The organism is Neolewinella persica DSM 23188 (assembly GCF_000373105.1).
Lineage (GTDB): Bacteria > Bacteroidota > Bacteroidia > Chitinophagales > Saprospiraceae > Neolewinella > Neolewinella persica.
Window position 1 is genome coordinate 59,654 of sequence record NZ_KB890437.1, and the last position, 16,719, is coordinate 76,372.

The window sequence follows — 16,719 nt, forward strand, 5'->3', positions numbered from 1 at the left end:
ATTTTGATAATTTGAAATTTTGCAACAAAGGCACGTAATTGCTGGTGTAATTGCAACGTAGATACTTTGTGTTGACGTTATAGAATCCCCTCCCCAACCGTGCACTGCGCGGCTGCCGGCGACGGTCCCACGGGGGAGGGAGTCATTGAAAACGCTCAGCGTTTTTGGAAAAAAGAAGGCCAGCTACTACGCTGGCGATATGGCTTAGGTGTAAATCGGACCGGGTGGTAGTCGTGCATGGCTGCTGCCCGGATTTGCATCGAAGCAAATGACCAAAAGAAGAGTAAGTTTCCAGCTTCAAGAGACGGGGAGCTACACATTCTTAAAGCCCTCAGGGCTTTCTCGGGCTACAAGCCCTCGCCCATTGCACCTACACATCTCGATTTACACCGGCGAGTCATCAAAAACTCATCGAGATGAGACTATTAACACTGCTGGCCACTACGGTGCTGCTGGCCGCTTGCGTTCACGATACGGACGACTACAACCTATTCGTGGCCGAGAGCGGTGCCAGCCTGACCTATTATTTAGGAGGCGAAAAGAGTGAAGGAAAAGATGACCCTTGGAACACAATCAACAAGGGGTTCGGACAAGAAGCCACCTACACCGGCAAAACCATCCACGACGATCCCTGGAACACCATCAGCGAAAAATTCGGTGCTGAATCCGTTCACACCGGTAAGAACGGCCATGACGATCCTTGGACTCAAATTTGTACTCTATTCGCAAAGAGTGGCGGCGAGTCGGAGGATCCTTGGGAGAGGATTCAAGAAAATTTTGCCACCGAATCCATTCACGTCAGTAAGTCGGAGGAGGATCCTTGGAATCGGATACAGCAATTGTTTCCCCCGGAATCGGTGCATACGGGTAAGAACAACGCTCGTTACTTCCTGGGCTTTGAGAAGTCTGTGGCGGTATTCGTGTCCTTTAATTACGAGGTGTCACAAGCGGACCGGGCGCGGGTGGTTGAGATTCGGGGGAATGCTCTCAAGCTGGAGTTTGCCGACGGAGCCGAGCAGTACGTGATCGACGCGCCGGTCGGCTGGACTGAGGGCGTGCAGTTGGAGACAGACTTCCTGGAGGCAACCAGTAAAAAAGACCGGCCGTTTCTTGGCGTTCGGGTTTGGCGAACGGTGGAAGGGGGGAGCTGGGCGCCGGTTGCCGGGAACTTGGCTTCTGAGACACCCGCTACCTGGCCACGGGAGCATTTCGCCTCGGGGGCAAGTCTACTGGTTGAACTTGGAGCCGGCCAGAAATCGGAGGACGATCCCTGGAACAGAATTAGCGAGCTTCTCGCTAAGAAAGATGGTGAGCACGATGATCCCTGGGACAGGATTAATGATAATTTTTCGATAGAGAGGGTACACACGAAGAATAACGACGACCCGTGGGACACCATTACCGATAAATTTGGATTAGACACAGTTCACCAGGGAGCTGGGAAAGCGCATGATGACCCGTGGGATACGATTGGTAAGAGTTTTTCCCTTGAGTCAGTCCATACCGGGAAGGGGAAGGTTGCAAGCTTCATGGGGAAGTCGGTAGTTGAGATGTTGTTCGTCAGTATCGGGGGTGAGAAAGGGGGAGAAGATGATCCTTGGAATCGTATTCATGATCTCTTTCTGGATGAGAGAAGCGGGGGAGTGCTGCTCAAGCTGGCTGAGGTCCGGGGTAAGGTTGGCCGATTTTACTTCGTGTCAACCTCCGACGGTGAATCTCTGGATGGACAGTCGGTTTTTGCGGTGGGAGTGCCGTCGGATTGGGAGCCAGGTTTAGTGCTGCGGGGAGAGGCTTATTTGCTCGAATCGAAAAAGGTGTTGCCACTCATGGGGGCGGTAGTTTGGGAGGTAGACCGTAACTTGTCTGTACCTAAAGCAAATTAACATGACTAAGAAAACATACCGTAGGCTGGTGGTTGGCTACCTCCAGTGGTCGATTATCGGTTTGATCATCGCGTTGTTCGTTGCCTTCATTTCCTCGGATCCTCGGTCCGTGGTCTACGGGGTGCCAGCGGCTGGATCCGCAGCATCCGGGGACCTTGCTCTTCCAACCTCCACTGCACCTGCGTCCGCGCCCATCAAGCCCCCTGAAGCCGTGGCTCCGGATACAATCAACGGAGAGCTGGTGTGGCCCGATCCTTGGGACAAAATCACTGATACTAACCGGCCGTTTTACTAGGTCAAGCGAACGATTTTACGTACATTATGGACGTTATCAGTAAGTTAGAGATGAGGGGTCAGGGCCGATGGGTTTTGACCCCTTCTCTGTGTCTTGGAAACAGCAAAATCTAGATCACTTTCGAAATTTTGTAGTAAGTACAGGATTTAATTTTTTAGCCAATAGGGGTAGGTGTAAGTTTCTTGTAATTTAGGAAAGAGGTGATGCCAAGAAGTCCTGCAAGACCAATGCTTGCTGTGCCTGCCGTAAGTCCAAGAGATTTGTCAATAGAACCTAGCTGAGTCAGTATGAACGTGAGTACTCCTACAGCTCCAGTCACAAAAGAGATGCCTTTATTCAGTATCGGACGTGAGACGACACCCATAAAGAGATCGACAACTTCTATTTCAATGCTTTCAGAGAAGGCTTCAACATCCTTATTTCCATCGGCTATAGACACAGTAATGTTTATCCTCTGCATACCTTCCTTGGCTGACGCCTCAGGAGTGAGAAGGAATTTAGTGGTTAGTAAGTCTTTGTCTAGTAGTAAATATGCACCCTTGGCTTTATCGACTTTTATATTTGTACCAGAAATTTGCACGAGCACTTTGGAGCCCCAAGTTATCTGAGCAGAGAAGCTAAAATTAGTTGTAGTGTTTACTTTCTCCTCTATAGACTTTAGGTAAAGTTCCTTAAAGCGCTTACGATAAAAAGTAAGTTCTATAAGGCTAGAGACTCCTTTACTGAATTTTCTTGGGGTGAGAATTGATAGAGTGGTGTTCTCCTTTAGAGAATCAGGACTAGTGAAATTAGCCAACCCGGGCTCTTGCCTCTTCTTCCCTCTCTTATCCTTAGGTTCCCATTCTATAGGGTGCTTCTCGTTCTTAAACTGAATTTCACTTGCTCCTACACTGGAAATTATGCTACCTAAGATTGAATTTTCATTCTTAACTTGTGTTTCTTCTATGTTGTCAGGTTCATCAAGATAAGTGTCATCTGGATGCTCACTATACCCGATTTTACTAGATATTTTGTGAAGTGAAAGTTCATCAAAGCGGTTAGTCTTTTCGGTTAAAGTTTCTTGTATCAGTGAAGAGAGGTAAGATTCAATGTCTTCGATCAAACTAGCATAAGAGTTGACACCATCTTTGTTGATCTCAATACCGTGAAAGCGTATGTAGTCAGCAGAAGGAACTCCGGCTTCTAATATCGCATGGCGAATATCCTTTTGGGTAGGTTTCTTCTTTGTGTATAAGTAAAGTACTGTGTGAGCGTCTGAAGAAATGTTCTCATTAATAAAGGACTGTTGTATTAGACCAATTGAGGTAAGAAGTTCTCGAACATGGACTATCCAATCTTCATAGTTCTTTGCGTCGTCTTCGGGCAGACTAATAGTGCCACCAGTAACAGGATGTCTATATTCTGATGATCTAATCCAATGAAGGTTGACCCATACTTTAGACTTTTCAATTAGAGAGAGGGTCTCTCTGTACTCCGATAAATCATTAATTTCAAATAGGGTATCGTCCTGCGCTCCTAAGCGAGAACCGCTGTCGTCTATCAATATGCTAACAAATCTGAACATTGTAAAAAAATTTAATAAGAGACGCGAAAGTAGTTGGTCACCAAAGATATGCATGAAATATTAAGATTGATTCCTACCACCCCCTAAGAGCGTAGCTAATCATTGACTTTCTCCGGTAATTGGTAAACTTAGTTCTTACCGGTTGCTAGTACCGGCTTTTTTGGGTCCATGTTTTCTTTGCATCTCTCGTTATAGTCGTATTAACAAAAGGTATGGATAAGTTTAGACAACAGGATCCTAAAACTAATTTTCGCTCACCTAAGGAGAGGTTAACCCTAGATAAAAGAGAGGTGACTAAAAAGAGAAGGACCGCACCCAATCGGATTGGGGCGGCCCTTCGAAATGCTCCGTTGTTCCCAACACCCTTGGGCGGAGCTAAGCGGCTTAGCCGCTTTTAGACGGCCTTCGGCCTTTTTAGAAGTTAGACGGTCGCTGCGCTCCCTTTTAGAGCTGCCGCACACCGGAGGCAATACATTCTCGGGGCACAGCCCGCTCGCCCCTAGTTTTTGTAGGCGGGAATGATAGATTCGGTAAGGGCGCAACAGCGGCGGAATTCGGCTGCGAGGGTGACGGAGTTGACGATGAGAACGGAGGGTTTGACCTGATCGCGGATGACGACGTAGTAAGTGCCTTCGTAGCGCATCGGGAGGGTGATGTGGAGCATGGCGCTTCCGGTGTTGATGTGATAAAGTTCTTCGAGGGGTTCGCCCTTGGGTTGGAAATAGACATCAAGCGGAAGGCGCTGGTATTCGGGGTAGTACTGGTGGGCGTCTTTGTAGCGGAATAGCCCCCTGGTGGCGGTGAGTTTTGTGACTTCTACGCAGCGGGCGCCGAGGAATTGGAGGATGGGGTAGGACTCTACTTGGCGGGACCGGTAGCGGCTGGTGTCGAAGCAGACGGGGTCTTCGTTGCCGGTGTAGATTTGGGCAGCCCCCCGGCCCCCAGAGGGGGAGTTCTGCTGGGCGATTAGGGGGGCGGGGCCGCAGGCGCAGAGGAAGAATAGCAGGAGCAGGGTGGGAGAAGAGCCTCCTCGGTGAGAGGAGGGCACTCGCAAGGGGAGCCCGTACGGAAGGAGGGAAAAATTGCTGGACATGAGCAAGGAGTTAAAAGGGTTATCCGGCGGGGTGCCGGGGTTTAGATTCAGGTACGTGATGTCTTAAATAGTCGTACGTGAATTGATAATTGCAGCCCCCCGGCCCCCAAAGGGGGAGAAGAGCCATTGACATTAAGCACTAAGTATCTGGAGCACCTTGACGGGGTTCTGTAATAGGTTACAGGCTGTAGTGGCCAGGGTAGGGGGGCTGGCGGAGGTGAAAGGATCTCCTACGGTAATCGTACGATAGCGACCCTCTCCGTTGACGGTGGTGTGCATGATGCGGCGGAGGAGGTTGATGGCTTTTGCGGGGGTGAGACCGAGTATGTCGAAAGCTCCCTGGGTTCCAGAGGAGGAGTTTGGCTTCGGGTGCTGGTACCGAGGCACTGGTGGTGGCGGGAGATTTCTTGGTCTGGGGACTGATAGTAGGGGCTGGAGTTTTTTGACCAGGTCTTCGCCGGTTAGGGTCGGTCCCCGGGTTATGCTTGTGCCTGCGGCACTCGCTTCACCCGGGGTTAAAAATGTTCGACCCCGCTGGGGTCGGGAGGGAGGAGAAGTGAGGGAGGCGACGATCTTCTGTTTGATACGGACTTCTTCCTTGTGAGCCGGGAGCATCTGTTTTCGGAGTTCCGGATCGTCGGCTACGAGCTGCTCGAAATGGAAGAGGGCGGCCTGGTATTCGTGGTTGAAGTCTGCGATGGACATTGAGAGGAATGGGCCTTTGTCCTGAACACCGAGGGCGTGTAGTTTTGCTAACCGGAGGATGCGGCGTTTGGCGTAGTCGTCCAGGTGTTGCCGGTGCCGGCCGAGGTACTGGGCACCGGTTGCGCCGTCGCAGTCGTCGAGTAAATCGGGCACCAGGGTCCGGAGACTGTGTAGTCCGTGGCGGTTGTCTTTCTCCTGGTACAGGAGGTACAGTGCGTTGATGGGTTCGTCCGGATAGGTGGTAAGGTCCTCCAGTAGCTTTTTTCGGAATTCCTTCCTGATGGCTTTGGCGGTCTCGTGCTGGACGTTGATGGTTTCCTCGACGAGTTCGTTGGTTGGCGTACGTTTTACCCGAAATACACTGAAGTTATTGGCGCGCAAGCGGGTGTAGAAGTAACAGTTGTTGCTGGTGGCCAGCTTGCGGCCGTGGATAGCGGCCAGTACGTGAAGGGGATCGGCGTGCCAGTCGCCATCCCGATAAACGAGGTTCAGGAGTTCGGGGCGATAGGCCAGCTGGAGGGGGTAAGCCCCTCCCGTACGGTAGTTGTTGGAGATGTTCTGATAAATTTGATCGAGGAAGGGGAGCTCTGCTTCATCGTAGTCGCACAGGTAGGCTTCTTTGCGGCGGCGAAGGTGGTCGGCCTGTAGTTCGGCGCGTTCGAGGTTTTCCAGTAATTCCATCTTTGCGGACTGAAAGAACTCAGGGCGGAGGTCCCGTTCCGCTTCGAGGATGGAAAAGACGTTAACGGTCTTCAGCTTTCGGAAGCGGGCGATGAACTGGCGGAAGGTGTCTTCGCAGCGCAGACCTACGGTGTAGATACGCCCGACGTTGGTGTTCTTGATGTTGACTCCCTCGCTGATCAGGCAGGTGCAGAGGAGGAGTTTAATCCGGGGATTGATTTTCTGATCCCGTATGATATCGTCGAGGTCCGGGGAGTCTCCGGCATCGTAGTGGGTGCGGGAGATGATGGCGACCTCGTATTCAGCTAAGTACTTCAGTTCGACGAGGGATTTGGCCAGTCTGGCGATCTGGTCGGTATTATTCCAGAAGATTACGTGCAGCTTCCCCCGGGTTCCGCCAACGGCTTCGCCGGTGCCTCCACCCGGGGTTAAAGCGGTTTGACCCCGCTGGGGTCCTGTGGGAGTGGTGAATACTTCGGCTAAGCGAGTGATGAGACATTTGGAGAGTGCTTGATTGTCGGAGCCATCGGCTTCGACGTCGAAAACGCGGACGGTGGGGTTTTCGAGCCGGCGGAAGGTTACGAGATGGAAATTGAAGGCGTGGCAGAGTAGGGGCGGCATGGTGCCGGAAAGGAGAATGGTTTTCTTTGCGTCGGGAAAGCAGCGGACGCAATTACGGAGGGTTTCCGCGCGAAAGGGGTTAAAGCCGTTGTAGACTTGTCCGTACTGGTTTATCAGGTTGTGTGCTTCATCGATGACGAGGATCCTGCGCCAGAGGTCGGGGACCTGGTGGAGGGTGTCGTAGGTGCAGATGATGAGGTTCTTTTCATTGGCCGCTCTGATCTTGGCGGTGTCGCGCTCACCGGTGAGGACGAAACCACGGGTGCCGCGGGCGGTTTGCTCGGCGAGGTTGATGGTGGGCATGGCGATGACCATGCGTGTTTTCTCCCGCTTGGCGAAATTGATGAGGGCGGTTGTTTTCCCGGAGCCGGTAGGCGCCAGGATGGCCAGGCGGTTTTTGCCTTTGATGAGCCGGTGCAATGCTTGGCTTTGGTCCGTGATATAGTTTTTGATGACCAGGTGATCGGTTGGTACGTCGACGGCGAAAGGATCGGTGTTGAGCTGGTAGGTGATGGTTTCGTCGTAGAGGTTGCCGGTGGAGATGGGTTGGTAGGTGGCTCCACGGTAAGTGAATGAGGATCCCTCTCCCCCGGCCCCTCTCCAAACCGCTGCGCTGGAGAGGGGAGACGTGGCAGCTCGCTTCGCTCGTGAGCTGCCGGGTGCTTGAAGGCGTTCGATCCAGTGGCGGTAATTATCGCCCATGATGAGGCGGTTAATTTTACGGTTGGTAGTGGATTTGGCGAGGGTGAAACCGGCGAAGAAATCAGATTCGCGGAAAGTGGGGGTGAAGTTGAATTCGAGGAGATCTTTGGTGACGGGGCCAGCGCCGTGGACTTCGATCAGGTCATCGATGCCTTTGGGTTGCTTGCCCGTTGAAGAACCTTCCTTTGCACCCGCGTCCGCGCCCAAAGGCCCCCCAGCCCCCAAAGGGGGAGTAGGACGGCCCATTACAAAGATGATTTTGCAGGTGTGATCGATGGAGGAGAAGAGGGAGAATAGGGCGGTTGCGAATTTGCGGGCGGAGCTGGCGAAGTCTTCGTTGCGGCGGGAAGAAAGTAGTGTAGTCTTGTAGTTAGCTACGCTGCTGCCTGAGGCGGTCGGTAGTAATGTAGTGCTACCGCATTTTGGAGGCGTGGCAGACGTGGCATTGCTGCCGCAGGCTACAAGCGTTTCATCTGGCGAGGCCGCAGGTGCATTGGAAGTTGGAGGAGCAGGGGAGGAACTGGATACATCGAGTGCATCATTATCGTACATGATGAAAATGCGATCGGGACGGCGGCGGATGAGGTATTCCCGGAGTGTGGGATCGATGCGGTAGACGGTGATGCCAGTGAAGGCGACAGACTCGATGCCGGCGAGATCGAGCGTGATGGCTTTGAAGTAGCCTTCGATGAAGGTGATGAGTCCGCCGGTGGTGCCGTTGTTGTAGGCATTGATGGCCAGCGGTGCTGGGAGGGGGCGGACTTTTTCACCGAACTGATTGCCGTATTTGGAACGTTTGGGGTTGGCCTTCAGGTAGTCGGGATGGTAGCGGATAACGGAGAGCAGCCGGTAGTACATTTCCAAGTGGGGCTGGTAGGAGGAGCGGTGGCTGAGGATGCGGTCGACCTTCTTGCGGAACTGTTGCGGGATGAACTCGATGAAGGAGCCATCGAAGCGGCGGACCAGCTGGAGGATGTTGCCCTGCGCGTCGACATCGAGGCCGTAGTCCATGGCGTTGTCTTTGGTGAGGCCGAGGGCTTTGAGGCGGTTGTGGAAGTAATCGAGGCCGTAGAAGTGAGGAAGACTGTCGGCCCCCAAAGCGGGAGAGGAGGGGACAAGCTCTTTCTGGACGACAGGATTAGGGATAGGAAGGGTAGGGACACTAGGCGGGAGGGCCTGGCGTCCGCTGTTTAAGGCGGTTGGCATGGAATAGTGGATTGGTGTGTCCCCCGGGGGGGTAAAATCGGATTGCTTTACGCTCCAAGCGGGGTGCAAGAAAAGCGTAAAAGCTTATTTATGTATACTAAATGTAGATACAAAAAGACAAAAACAAGAATTTTATTTTGCTTGTAGGCAATGTTTTAGTTTTTGAAAGGGTGTTTTAGTCTTGAATTTTACTCTGTTTTTGGCGATGGTTTACGTCTTATTTTCGAGTTGGAACCATAAGTTCCGACGTCATTGTAGTAAGGCACCCAGCGAGGTCTTCTATCTCATATTGAAGGGCTTCAATTCGGGTAATCTGGTCTTTATTTCGGAGTTCCTGGAGGAGGAAAGCTTTGCGCTTGAGGAGGTACTCTTCGGGGGAGATATCGTGATTATCGTACTGCTTTTGGTAGAGGGTGAAGAGCTGGCGGTCGATGTCGGCTACTCCGTCGTGGAGGTTGAGTTTGTTGGTTTCGATTTGGAGGCGGCGTTGGAGGCGATGGAGCTTAGCGATTTCCTGATCTTCCTGGAGTTGGGAGCGTTTTATGATGGACTCGCGGGTTGCGGCGCGTTGTTGTTTGTCGCGGTGGGCCTGGTAGATCAGGGAGGAGTTTAGGCCGACGGAGAGGGTAGGGGAGAGCCGAGATTGAGCTTCTCCATTTGGGTTGAAGCCCAGGGCGGGGGCAAGCCCCGCCCGTACAGTAGGGAGGTATTTAAGCCAGGCTCCTTTTTTGGATTCTTGTAGGGTGGCTAGGTCGGCTTCGCGGAGGCGGGTGTGGCGAGTTTGGATGCAGGATTCGTAGTCTGGGTAGCTGGTGGTATCGAGGGTGGGGGCTACAAGGGAGGGGGCAAGCCCCTCCCGTACCGGAGGAACGAAGATCCTGGCTTCGGGGTAGGGTAGTTTGGTTACTGTGATAACGGTATCGGGTGTTTGGGCCTGGCAGTTGGAGGCGGGGCCCCAGGTGCAGAGTAGGAGGATGAAGAGTAGGGGGAGGTTACGCATGACTTTTGGTTTTGATTAGTCTGCGGCGTAGGGATCGGGGGGGGGGAGTGTATCAGAGGTGGAGGGTGTACTCACCCCGGGTTACACTCGCGCTGCGCGCTTGCTCCACCCGGGGTTAAAGAGGTTTGACCCCGCTGGGGTCTAAGTTGTCAGAGGTAAGTGAACTGGAGGTTGATGGTTGTGGCCCCGTTTTCGATGTCGACGTAATTGGCCGGGTTCAGGGTTAGCTGGTAGGTGGGTTCGTGGGCGCCGGCTACTGGGGTCCAGGATTCAATGGGTAGGGGAGTGCCGTCGCCGGTTTGGGCGGTGATGGATTCGAGGTTAAGCTGGTCGGGGCAGTGAGCTAGCCAGACGGTTAGGGAGGTATCGTCCCAGGCGGCGAAGAAGTCGGGGCCGTCTTCGCAGGACCAGGCTTCCCAAGCGTGGTAAGTGGCTAGGAATGATTCGCTTTCGTAGAGGTAGCGGAAACCACCGGTACCGCCTGGGCGGGTATTGGGGTCGGAGAAGTCGAGGAGGATGTCGGTGGCAATGGGTAGTTCTTCGACGACTGGGTCGGCGGGTTCGCAGCTCGGGTAGAGGAGGGCGACTATGGCGGCGAGGAAGACTATGAAGGGGTACGACGTTAGTAGGGTTCGCATGACTGGATGGGTTTAGTCTGCGGTGTGCGTCGGAGGTATAAAGATAAAAAATCTTACTCATTCATAAAAATCTTATTTTAAATAAGAAGTAGCTAGCTAAATTGACCATATGCCGTCTCAACTAAGGTCTGGCGGTCTAGCTAGATTATCTGATTCAGGTGGAGAACCTGACATTTGTACTTGACTCGAGAGATTTGCATTTGGTCTTTTGAATCGGTTTTCCGTTAGGTTGTATGTGATGCTGCAGTGATTGCAGTGATACCGATCGTTAGCGTATTTGTCCATCAGTATTCCGCATGAATAGCAGAAGTGCTCCCCCCTTTCTTGATGTCCTTCTTTAGCCTCAACGTTTTGGACTAAGCCTTGAGGGATGTACCCCCCTACAGACTGCAAGTTTGAAAGGCGGTCGGAGAACATTTTATGCGAACAGCAGGTGCCACACTCTTCGTTGGCACAGATGTAGAGCCCGTGAGAACATTTCTTAGAATCTCTGCTGTCGATGATGGAGTTACATTTTCCATTGAGGCAATGATGTAAGTAAATCTCTTTACGGTGAGCGGCGCAAGTGGATTTAGTACACTGAAACCTTGAGATTCTGCGGGCACCGAAATGGGTTTCGGTAGTAGGGGATAAAATCTCGTTGCAGTCACGGCAATAGAGGTGTTCAATTAGCCGATTGAAGCGGTTAATGGTGGCGACGAATTTGTAGTACTGGCTCTTTGATACTACCCGGCCAGCGACATCCTGGTCATCAATTTTTAGATTGAGGATGCGGCAAAAATCTAAGAGGGTATATTTTCTCCAGTCTTCGGGATGATGAGCGGTTTCACAGTTTTGGAAGCAAGGGGCATTGGCACACCACCAAAAATCTTTTTGATGGGTACGATCAAGCACATTAGCTTTTCGGCCTTCACAGTAGGTAATACCCCGTGGTTGTTCTGTTCGTTTGGCATTAGCCAGATGGGTATTATTCGTGTAATTACTGCCTTCGATGTCAATGAAAAACCTATTGGCCCGGGCTAATGAGAGAACTAATGCTTCATGTTTCTTGAGCACCCCCCAGTGTTTTTTATCCGGGTTCCACTTTCGGCCGGGAAGGTTTTTGACGTCATCGATTACAACATCACCGTAGGGAACTTGTAGGGCCCAATAGTAGGAATGGCCAAAATGGACTTTAAAGAGCTTACGATTATATGTTTCCCAGTTGTAGACCATCTCCATGCGACCGGCGCAGGACTCGAAGAGTTCCGTTATTTTGAATTTCTGGGTGCGATTGGAAGTGATGTTTTCGAGCATGATGCCGATAAGGTCTCCGGCGACAAGCAGCCTGGCATCTTTTGCGAGAGATTGAAGGGTGTGGATGACCGTAGCTACGCTGAGGTCAAGGTTGAGCTCAGGGGCAACTTCTGCAGCTGTTTGGTACAGGCTTAGGTCAATATGGCGGAGCTTTTGTAGGTCGTCGATACTGAGGTGAGTAACGCCGGTTTCGTGCAGGTGGAAGCGCTTTTTGAGCATCAGTATCTGGTGCCCAGGATTTAGGAAAACCAACTTCTGGTTAAGTTCCTCTTTGAGCGGATGAGTGTCTGGATCAGTGAGCCAAGAGGACAGCTCGAAGAACACCTGATTTTCTGGTTGGAATGAAGTAGTCTGGTGTTTGACTCTGGTAAGCAACTCATGGAAGCCATAAAACTGGGGCCTGCTATTAATGATAGGGTAGGCCTTAAGGGCAAACTGGATGAGGTTCTGAAATTCCTGGTGATCAATGAGTGTGGCGTCCTTCCAGGTGTCGAGGGTGGCTAACTCAAAGGCATCATCCGTTAACCACTTTTCTTTTTCAGCGCTTGTAGTGATAGTTATAAGCTCTGCTTCCCACAGTTGGCGGCGGAGATGCGCAGGTGCTTCAATTGCTAGTGTATTGCTAGGGAGCTTGGCTAACTCTTCATCGCCTATTTTAGTAGCGGCATCAATACTGGTAAGTTGGTGAATGATGTCTTGAGTATGCTCTGGCTTTCGCTTGAGGTGGATTTTGATCAGGTCAACAAAGAAAGTTTTCAAAGCTAAAGCGTCGGCGTTTGCCCGATTTACTACGCTGAACAGCCGAATAGAATCAAGCTGTTGGTGGTTGAGGAGCAGGTAATTCAGGTCAACCTGGTCCCACTGGCCGGCAAAGAAGTGATTAGCCTCTTCGGCAAAAGTAAGATTGGCCTTTATAAAGTGATCAAGGCTGCTTTTAAGCGGCGGTGGTATGCTTTCTTTCCGTAAGGCAAGGAAAGCATCTATGTCAGCGGACGACAGGAGGTGTTCGAAGAGGAGTGGATGTTTATCTACTGGCGTTCGGTTAAAGATTTGAACTTGAAGTGTTGGTTCCCCCTGGACTAAGTTTGATAGAATAAGCTCCCAAGGAATTGTGGAGTTGCCGAGACCAGTTAGCCACCAGGAGAACCGTAAGTTAGGTGCGTTTGTCTGGCTAATGTACTCGTCAGTACTACTGAGCAACTGTTCTTCCACACTGCTTAGCTTAGCTGGAGGAAAGAACTTTTTAATGAGTTGCAGGAGGGAGGTTTTTATCTGTTGAACCGGCTTTTCAATGATATCATCAACTTCCTTCTTAAGTACACTGGCTTTAGCCTCGAGGGGCATTTTTGAAAATAGCTTCTGCCGGATTTGAGGGTCTTGATAGTAGTTGTACCAAGCTAATAGCTGTTCGGGAGTGAGAATGGATTTTGAGAAAGATTGGAGCGAGAGAGCTTCAAGTTTTCCAGCATGTTTTTTTGACTTTCCTACGGAGAACACCAGTAGTTCTCCAGCAGGAACCACTTCGCCGTCAAAGCGGGAAAGGTGGAACCATACATCTGTTTTGCCACCGATTTTTCTGATGAACCCGAAACCCTTGTCGAAGCATTCTTTATGAAGGAGGCCTAAGTATTTGACATTTTCGTCTTCAAGATCGAAGTCAGAAGTAGTATTGTCAGTGGCGTAGCGGTCTGCCTGACTTGAGCGGTTAGTTTTTCTGTTTCTAGACTTGTTGATGTTAATTGGGCCCATGTCTTTAAGGCCCCGTAGCGAGGGACGAGATTGTGCTGGAGGAGGTGGAGGCGGGGCAGGATTTTTGGGAGCTGGACGGATACCCTTAATAAAGGTTACTCCGCGGGCGCGGGCAAACTCATCGGGGAAGCCTACTTTAAGGAGTGCGTATTGTTCTTCCGTGATCTTTGTTACCGGGTTATGTCTTACCTCATGACCCTGGGTTGCGAGATAGTCTACAATCTTAGCTGTCGGGAGAGATAGCAGGTTTGCAACCTTAATTAGTCTTATCGTGGGCATGGAAAAAATTTGCCCCAAATTAACTAAAGTTGAGATTTCTGGCGGTTAACTCCAGCAGTGCTTTCCATCAACATCCTTTGCACCTGCGGCCGCGCCCTTGTATTGGTCACGATTAGATAGGTTCAAGAAATAATGTTCCAACTTTCGGCAGGATAAAGTAATTAGTGCCGATAATTTGATTTGTCAATTTTAATTCTATCTTCGTGTAGTTACTGAGCCAAGCACCCGACAATTGCCCGAAGAAAACATACTACAACAACTCACTACGCACTTTGCGGACCGGCAGTCGGTTCAGCGAGATGAGGTGGTTGATTTTCTGCATGAGGTAGCGCCTGAACTGACGGACAAGACGATTTCCTGGCGCATCCATCAGTTGAAAGAGAAAGAACTTATTACTTACGTGAGTAGAGGGGTTTACTCCTTTGTAGTGAAGGAGGTGTGGACCCCTGAACTAACCCGATGGTCTACCAGGCTACGGAACCTAGTGAGGGAAGCTAGCCCGGAGGCGGGACTTTGTATTTGGCACAGCGGCTTCTTAAATGAATGGGCTAGCTGTCCAGGTAGTCATCAATACACTTTTATAGAAGTAGAACGTAGCGCGATGGAAAGTGCGTTTGATGCCCTGACAGCATTGAGTAAGAAAGTTTTTTTGAATCCTGATGCTGCTTTTGTGGAGCGCTATATTCTTCCGCTGGAGGAAAGTATTGTGGTGCGGCCATTGGTATCGGAAGCTCCATTGCTGGAATTGAAAGGGGTTACTACTTCCTCATTAGAGAAGGTGATGGTTGATCTGATGGTGGATGAGCTTTTTTTTCGCCCGGTACTATTTGAGGAAAAAACGGCTTTGATTTTGAAACAAGCGGTTAGCCGGTTTCAAGTGAGCCAAAGCAGGATCCTTCGCTACGCGGGGCGGCGAAACCAACGTGCTAAAGTTTATAATCGATTACAGGAGCTTAAGCTTCTAATTGACATCTGATATGAAAAAAAGACAAGACACAGAAGCGAACCAAGAAGGGTTTGTGCTTGAGGATAATCAACTCATCTGCCTACTGACGGGGGAGGTAAAGAAGATTCGCTCAAAGGAAGAGAATATGCAATCGGTTATCCGGATGCTGAACGAGGAGTACGGGTTTGACCTGGAAGACATGGCGCGTGACTATAAGATTGAGTTCATAGACCCCGATACGGACAAGAAGAAGAAGCAGAAGGTAGAGCTGGTGGTCTTTGAGGCCGGGGCCGCGGACGATCAGGATAATATTATCCGGGTGTGTGCGATACAAGACGGTAAGACAAAAGAGAGCCACGCGAAGAAGGGATTAGTGGCCACGCTGGAGAACGCAATGGGGGCTTTAGAAAAAGGAGAATTTGGGTTGTGGACTAACGGAAGTGATTATCACTTTTTGCAGCGAGAAACAGATGAATTTGAGAATGACAAATTTGTTGACCTTTCAGATTTTCCAGGCGAAGGACAGTCAATAGATGACTTGGATCGGGACGACCGGTCGATGACGAGAAACCCGGCGAATGATTCCTTGATAAAAGTCTTCAAGAGTAGCCACGACTATATATACGGCAACGAAGGACGAAAGAAAGATGCTTTTTGGCAGCTACTTAACCTGATTTTTTGCAAACTGTATGATGAGAAGCGCCGATTCATTGACGCACAGGCGGGTAAGAGTTATAGGCGTAAGTTTTGGGTAGGGGTGAAGGAGCAAAATACTGCAGAAGGCAGGGCTGCGGTAGCTGAACGAATTAAGAGTTTATTTGCAGAACTTAAGGACTCGAAGATTTATGAAGATGTATTTGAGGGTAATGAGTCAATCAGTTTGACGGATAAAGGGGTCGCTTTTATCGCTGGCCAGTTGGCTAAATATTCTTTTTTAGATGCCTCTGTAGACGTAAAAGGAACAGCTTACGAAACCATTGTTTCTAATACCCTGAAGCAAGAATCGGGGCAGTTCTTCACCCCCCGGAACATCGTTAAGGCGATGGTAGAGATGATAGACCCGGAGGAGCATCACCGTATTTTAGATCCAGCATGTGGATCGGGAGGCTTCTTGGTGATGGCACTAGAGCACGTGCGGAAGAAGATTGCCCAAAATTTGTTTCCTGATTTGGAAGGACCACTGTTGGAAGAGAAGTACAACTCGCTGGAGGTGAATGACCGGATCAGCGAGTACGCGGAGGATAGTATCTTCGGGTTTGACTTTGACCCGGACTTGAAGAAAGCTGCGCGGATGAATATGGTGATGGCGGGAGACGGGCACGCCAATATTTTTCACGTGAACTCGCTAGCTTATCCTAACTGGGAACATCCAGAAGAGATTAAAAGGATTCAGGAGAAGATAGATGCCAGCATAGCGAACGCAGGAGATAGCGGATATGAAGTTGAAGACGCTAGGGGGAAGTTTGATCTGGTCTTTGCTAATCCTCCCTTCGGCACTAAAGTAAAAGTGGAGGCAGACATAGCTGCGGCTTACGAACTCGCCGCCGTAAGCGTAGCGCCTGAGGTACTGTTCATCGAGGCCTGTTACAATTTTCTGAAACCAGGAGGGAGAATGGCCATTGTGCTGCCGGACGGTATTTTGGGAAACCCTAATACGCTACGGGTACGAGAGTGGATTCTAGATAAGTTCAGGCTACTAGCGTCGGTAGACTTAGCAGTAGAAGCCTTTTTACCGCAAGTAGGGGTGCAAGCATCGCTACTTTTTTTGCAAAAGAAAACAGAAGAAGAACAGCAATTGGCTGCTGCGGGAGAGGAGAGTTACCAAGTTTTTATGGCGATTGCAGAGAAATTAGGAAAAGACCGACGGGCAAATCCGATTTATTTGCGCGATGAAGATGGTGCTGAATTGCTGTTTGAAGAGGAGAAAAAATATCTAGTGTATGATAAGAGCGGTAAGTCATCGGTAAAGAGTCGGAAGGAAAAATTGAAGCGCTTGAACGATGATCTGCCTCATATAACCGAAGCGTTCCACAGTTTCATCCACTCTAAATAAGGCGATCA

Annotated in this window: 10 protein-coding genes; 4 read left to right on the forward strand and 6 right to left on the reverse strand. The window is 50.5% G+C overall.

The window, feature by feature from the left end; translation table 11 throughout:
- Positions 1-416: 416 nt before the first annotated feature.
- Both B036_RS0116155 and B036_RS0116160 read left to right on the forward strand, forming a co-directional pair.
- The gene (locus B036_RS0116155; RefSeq protein WP_020569769.1) at positions 417-1,883 is read left to right on the forward strand and encodes a hypothetical protein; all 1,467 of its coding nucleotides are present in this window, start codon (positions 417-419) and stop codon (positions 1,881-1,883) included.
- A gap of 1 nt (position 1,884) precedes the next feature.
- Positions 1,885-2,178, forward strand: a complete 294-nt coding sequence (locus B036_RS0116160; RefSeq protein WP_020569770.1) for a hypothetical protein — start codon at positions 1,885-1,887, stop codon at positions 2,176-2,178.
- Positions 2,179-2,332: 154 nt separating this feature from the next.
- Here the strand turns inward: B036_RS0116160 and B036_RS0116165 are convergent, their stop codons facing one another.
- From B036_RS0116165 to B036_RS0116190, 6 genes are all read right to left on the reverse strand, one after another.
- Positions 2,333-3,742, reverse strand: coding sequence for a hypothetical protein (locus B036_RS0116165; RefSeq protein WP_020569771.1), 1,410 nt, complete (start codon positions 3,740-3,742; stop codon positions 2,333-2,335).
- 499 nt (positions 3,743-4,241) lie between these two features.
- On the reverse strand, positions 4,242-4,835 hold the full coding sequence (locus tag B036_RS0116170) for a hypothetical protein (RefSeq protein WP_020569772.1): 594 nt from the start codon (positions 4,833-4,835) through the stop codon (positions 4,242-4,244).
- Between the two features lie 132 nt (positions 4,836-4,967).
- Positions 4,968-8,750, reverse strand: coding sequence for a DEAD/DEAH box helicase (locus tag B036_RS0116175; RefSeq protein ID WP_020569773.1), 3,783 nt, complete (start codon positions 8,748-8,750; stop codon positions 4,968-4,970).
- Between the two features lie 217 nt (positions 8,751-8,967).
- On the reverse strand, positions 8,968-9,750 hold the full coding sequence (locus tag B036_RS0116180; RefSeq protein WP_020569774.1) for a hypothetical protein: 783 nt from the start codon (positions 9,748-9,750) through the stop codon (positions 8,968-8,970).
- Positions 9,751-9,899: 149 nt separating this feature from the next.
- Positions 9,900-10,388, reverse strand: a complete 489-nt coding sequence (locus tag B036_RS0116185; protein WP_020569775.1) for a hypothetical protein — start codon at positions 10,386-10,388, stop codon at positions 9,900-9,902.
- A 117-nt stretch (positions 10,389-10,505) separates the two neighbouring features.
- The gene (locus B036_RS0116190) at positions 10,506-13,712 is read right to left on the reverse strand and encodes a S1 domain-containing protein (RefSeq protein ID WP_157472187.1); all 3,207 of its coding nucleotides are present in this window, start codon (positions 13,710-13,712) and stop codon (positions 10,506-10,508) included.
- Between the two features lie 232 nt (positions 13,713-13,944).
- Between B036_RS0116190 and B036_RS0116195 the strand changes: the two genes are divergently transcribed.
- Together B036_RS0116195 and mads2 are read left to right on the forward strand one after the other, a co-directional pair.
- Entirely contained in the window at positions 13,945-14,688 is a 744-nt protein-coding gene (locus tag B036_RS0116195) for a DUF6577 family protein (RefSeq protein ID WP_020569777.1), read from the forward strand.
- A 1-nt stretch (position 14,689) separates the two neighbouring features.
- The gene (mads2, locus tag B036_RS0116200; RefSeq protein ID WP_020569778.1) at positions 14,690-16,711 is read left to right on the forward strand and encodes a methylation-associated defense system DNA methyltransferase MAD2; all 2,022 of its coding nucleotides are present in this window, start codon (positions 14,690-14,692) and stop codon (positions 16,709-16,711) included.
- Positions 16,712-16,719 lie beyond the last annotated feature (8 nt).

Bases quoted from the DNA above. Each gene is read 5' to 3' on its own strand.
- B036_RS0116155 (WP_020569769.1), top strand. From the start codon at position 417: ATGAGACTATTAACACTGCTGGCCACTACGGTGCTGCTGGCCGCTTGC.
- B036_RS0116165 (WP_020569771.1), bottom strand. From the start codon at position 3,742: ATGTTCAGATTTGTTAGCATATTGATAGACGACAGCGGTTCTCGCTTA.
- B036_RS0116185 (WP_020569775.1), bottom strand. From the start codon at position 10,388: ATGCGAACCCTACTAACGTCGTACCCCTTCATAGTCTTCCTCGCCGCC.
- B036_RS0116170 (WP_020569772.1), bottom strand. From the start codon at position 4,835: ATGTCCAGCAATTTTTCCCTCCTTCCGTACGGGCTCCCCTTGCGAGTG.
- B036_RS0116190 (WP_157472187.1), bottom strand. From the start codon at position 13,712: ATGCCCACGATAAGACTAATTAAGGTTGCAAACCTGCTATCTCTCCCG.
- B036_RS0116175 (WP_020569773.1), bottom strand. From the start codon at position 8,750: ATGCCAACCGCCTTAAACAGCGGACGCCAGGCCCTCCCGCCTAGTGTC.
- B036_RS0116180 (WP_020569774.1), bottom strand. From the start codon at position 9,750: ATGCGTAACCTCCCCCTACTCTTCATCCTCCTACTCTGCACCTGGGGC.
- mads2 (WP_020569778.1), top strand. From the start codon at position 14,690: ATGAAAAAAAGACAAGACACAGAAGCGAACCAAGAAGGGTTTGTGCTT.
- B036_RS0116160 (WP_020569770.1), top strand. From the start codon at position 1,885: ATGACTAAGAAAACATACCGTAGGCTGGTGGTTGGCTACCTCCAGTGG.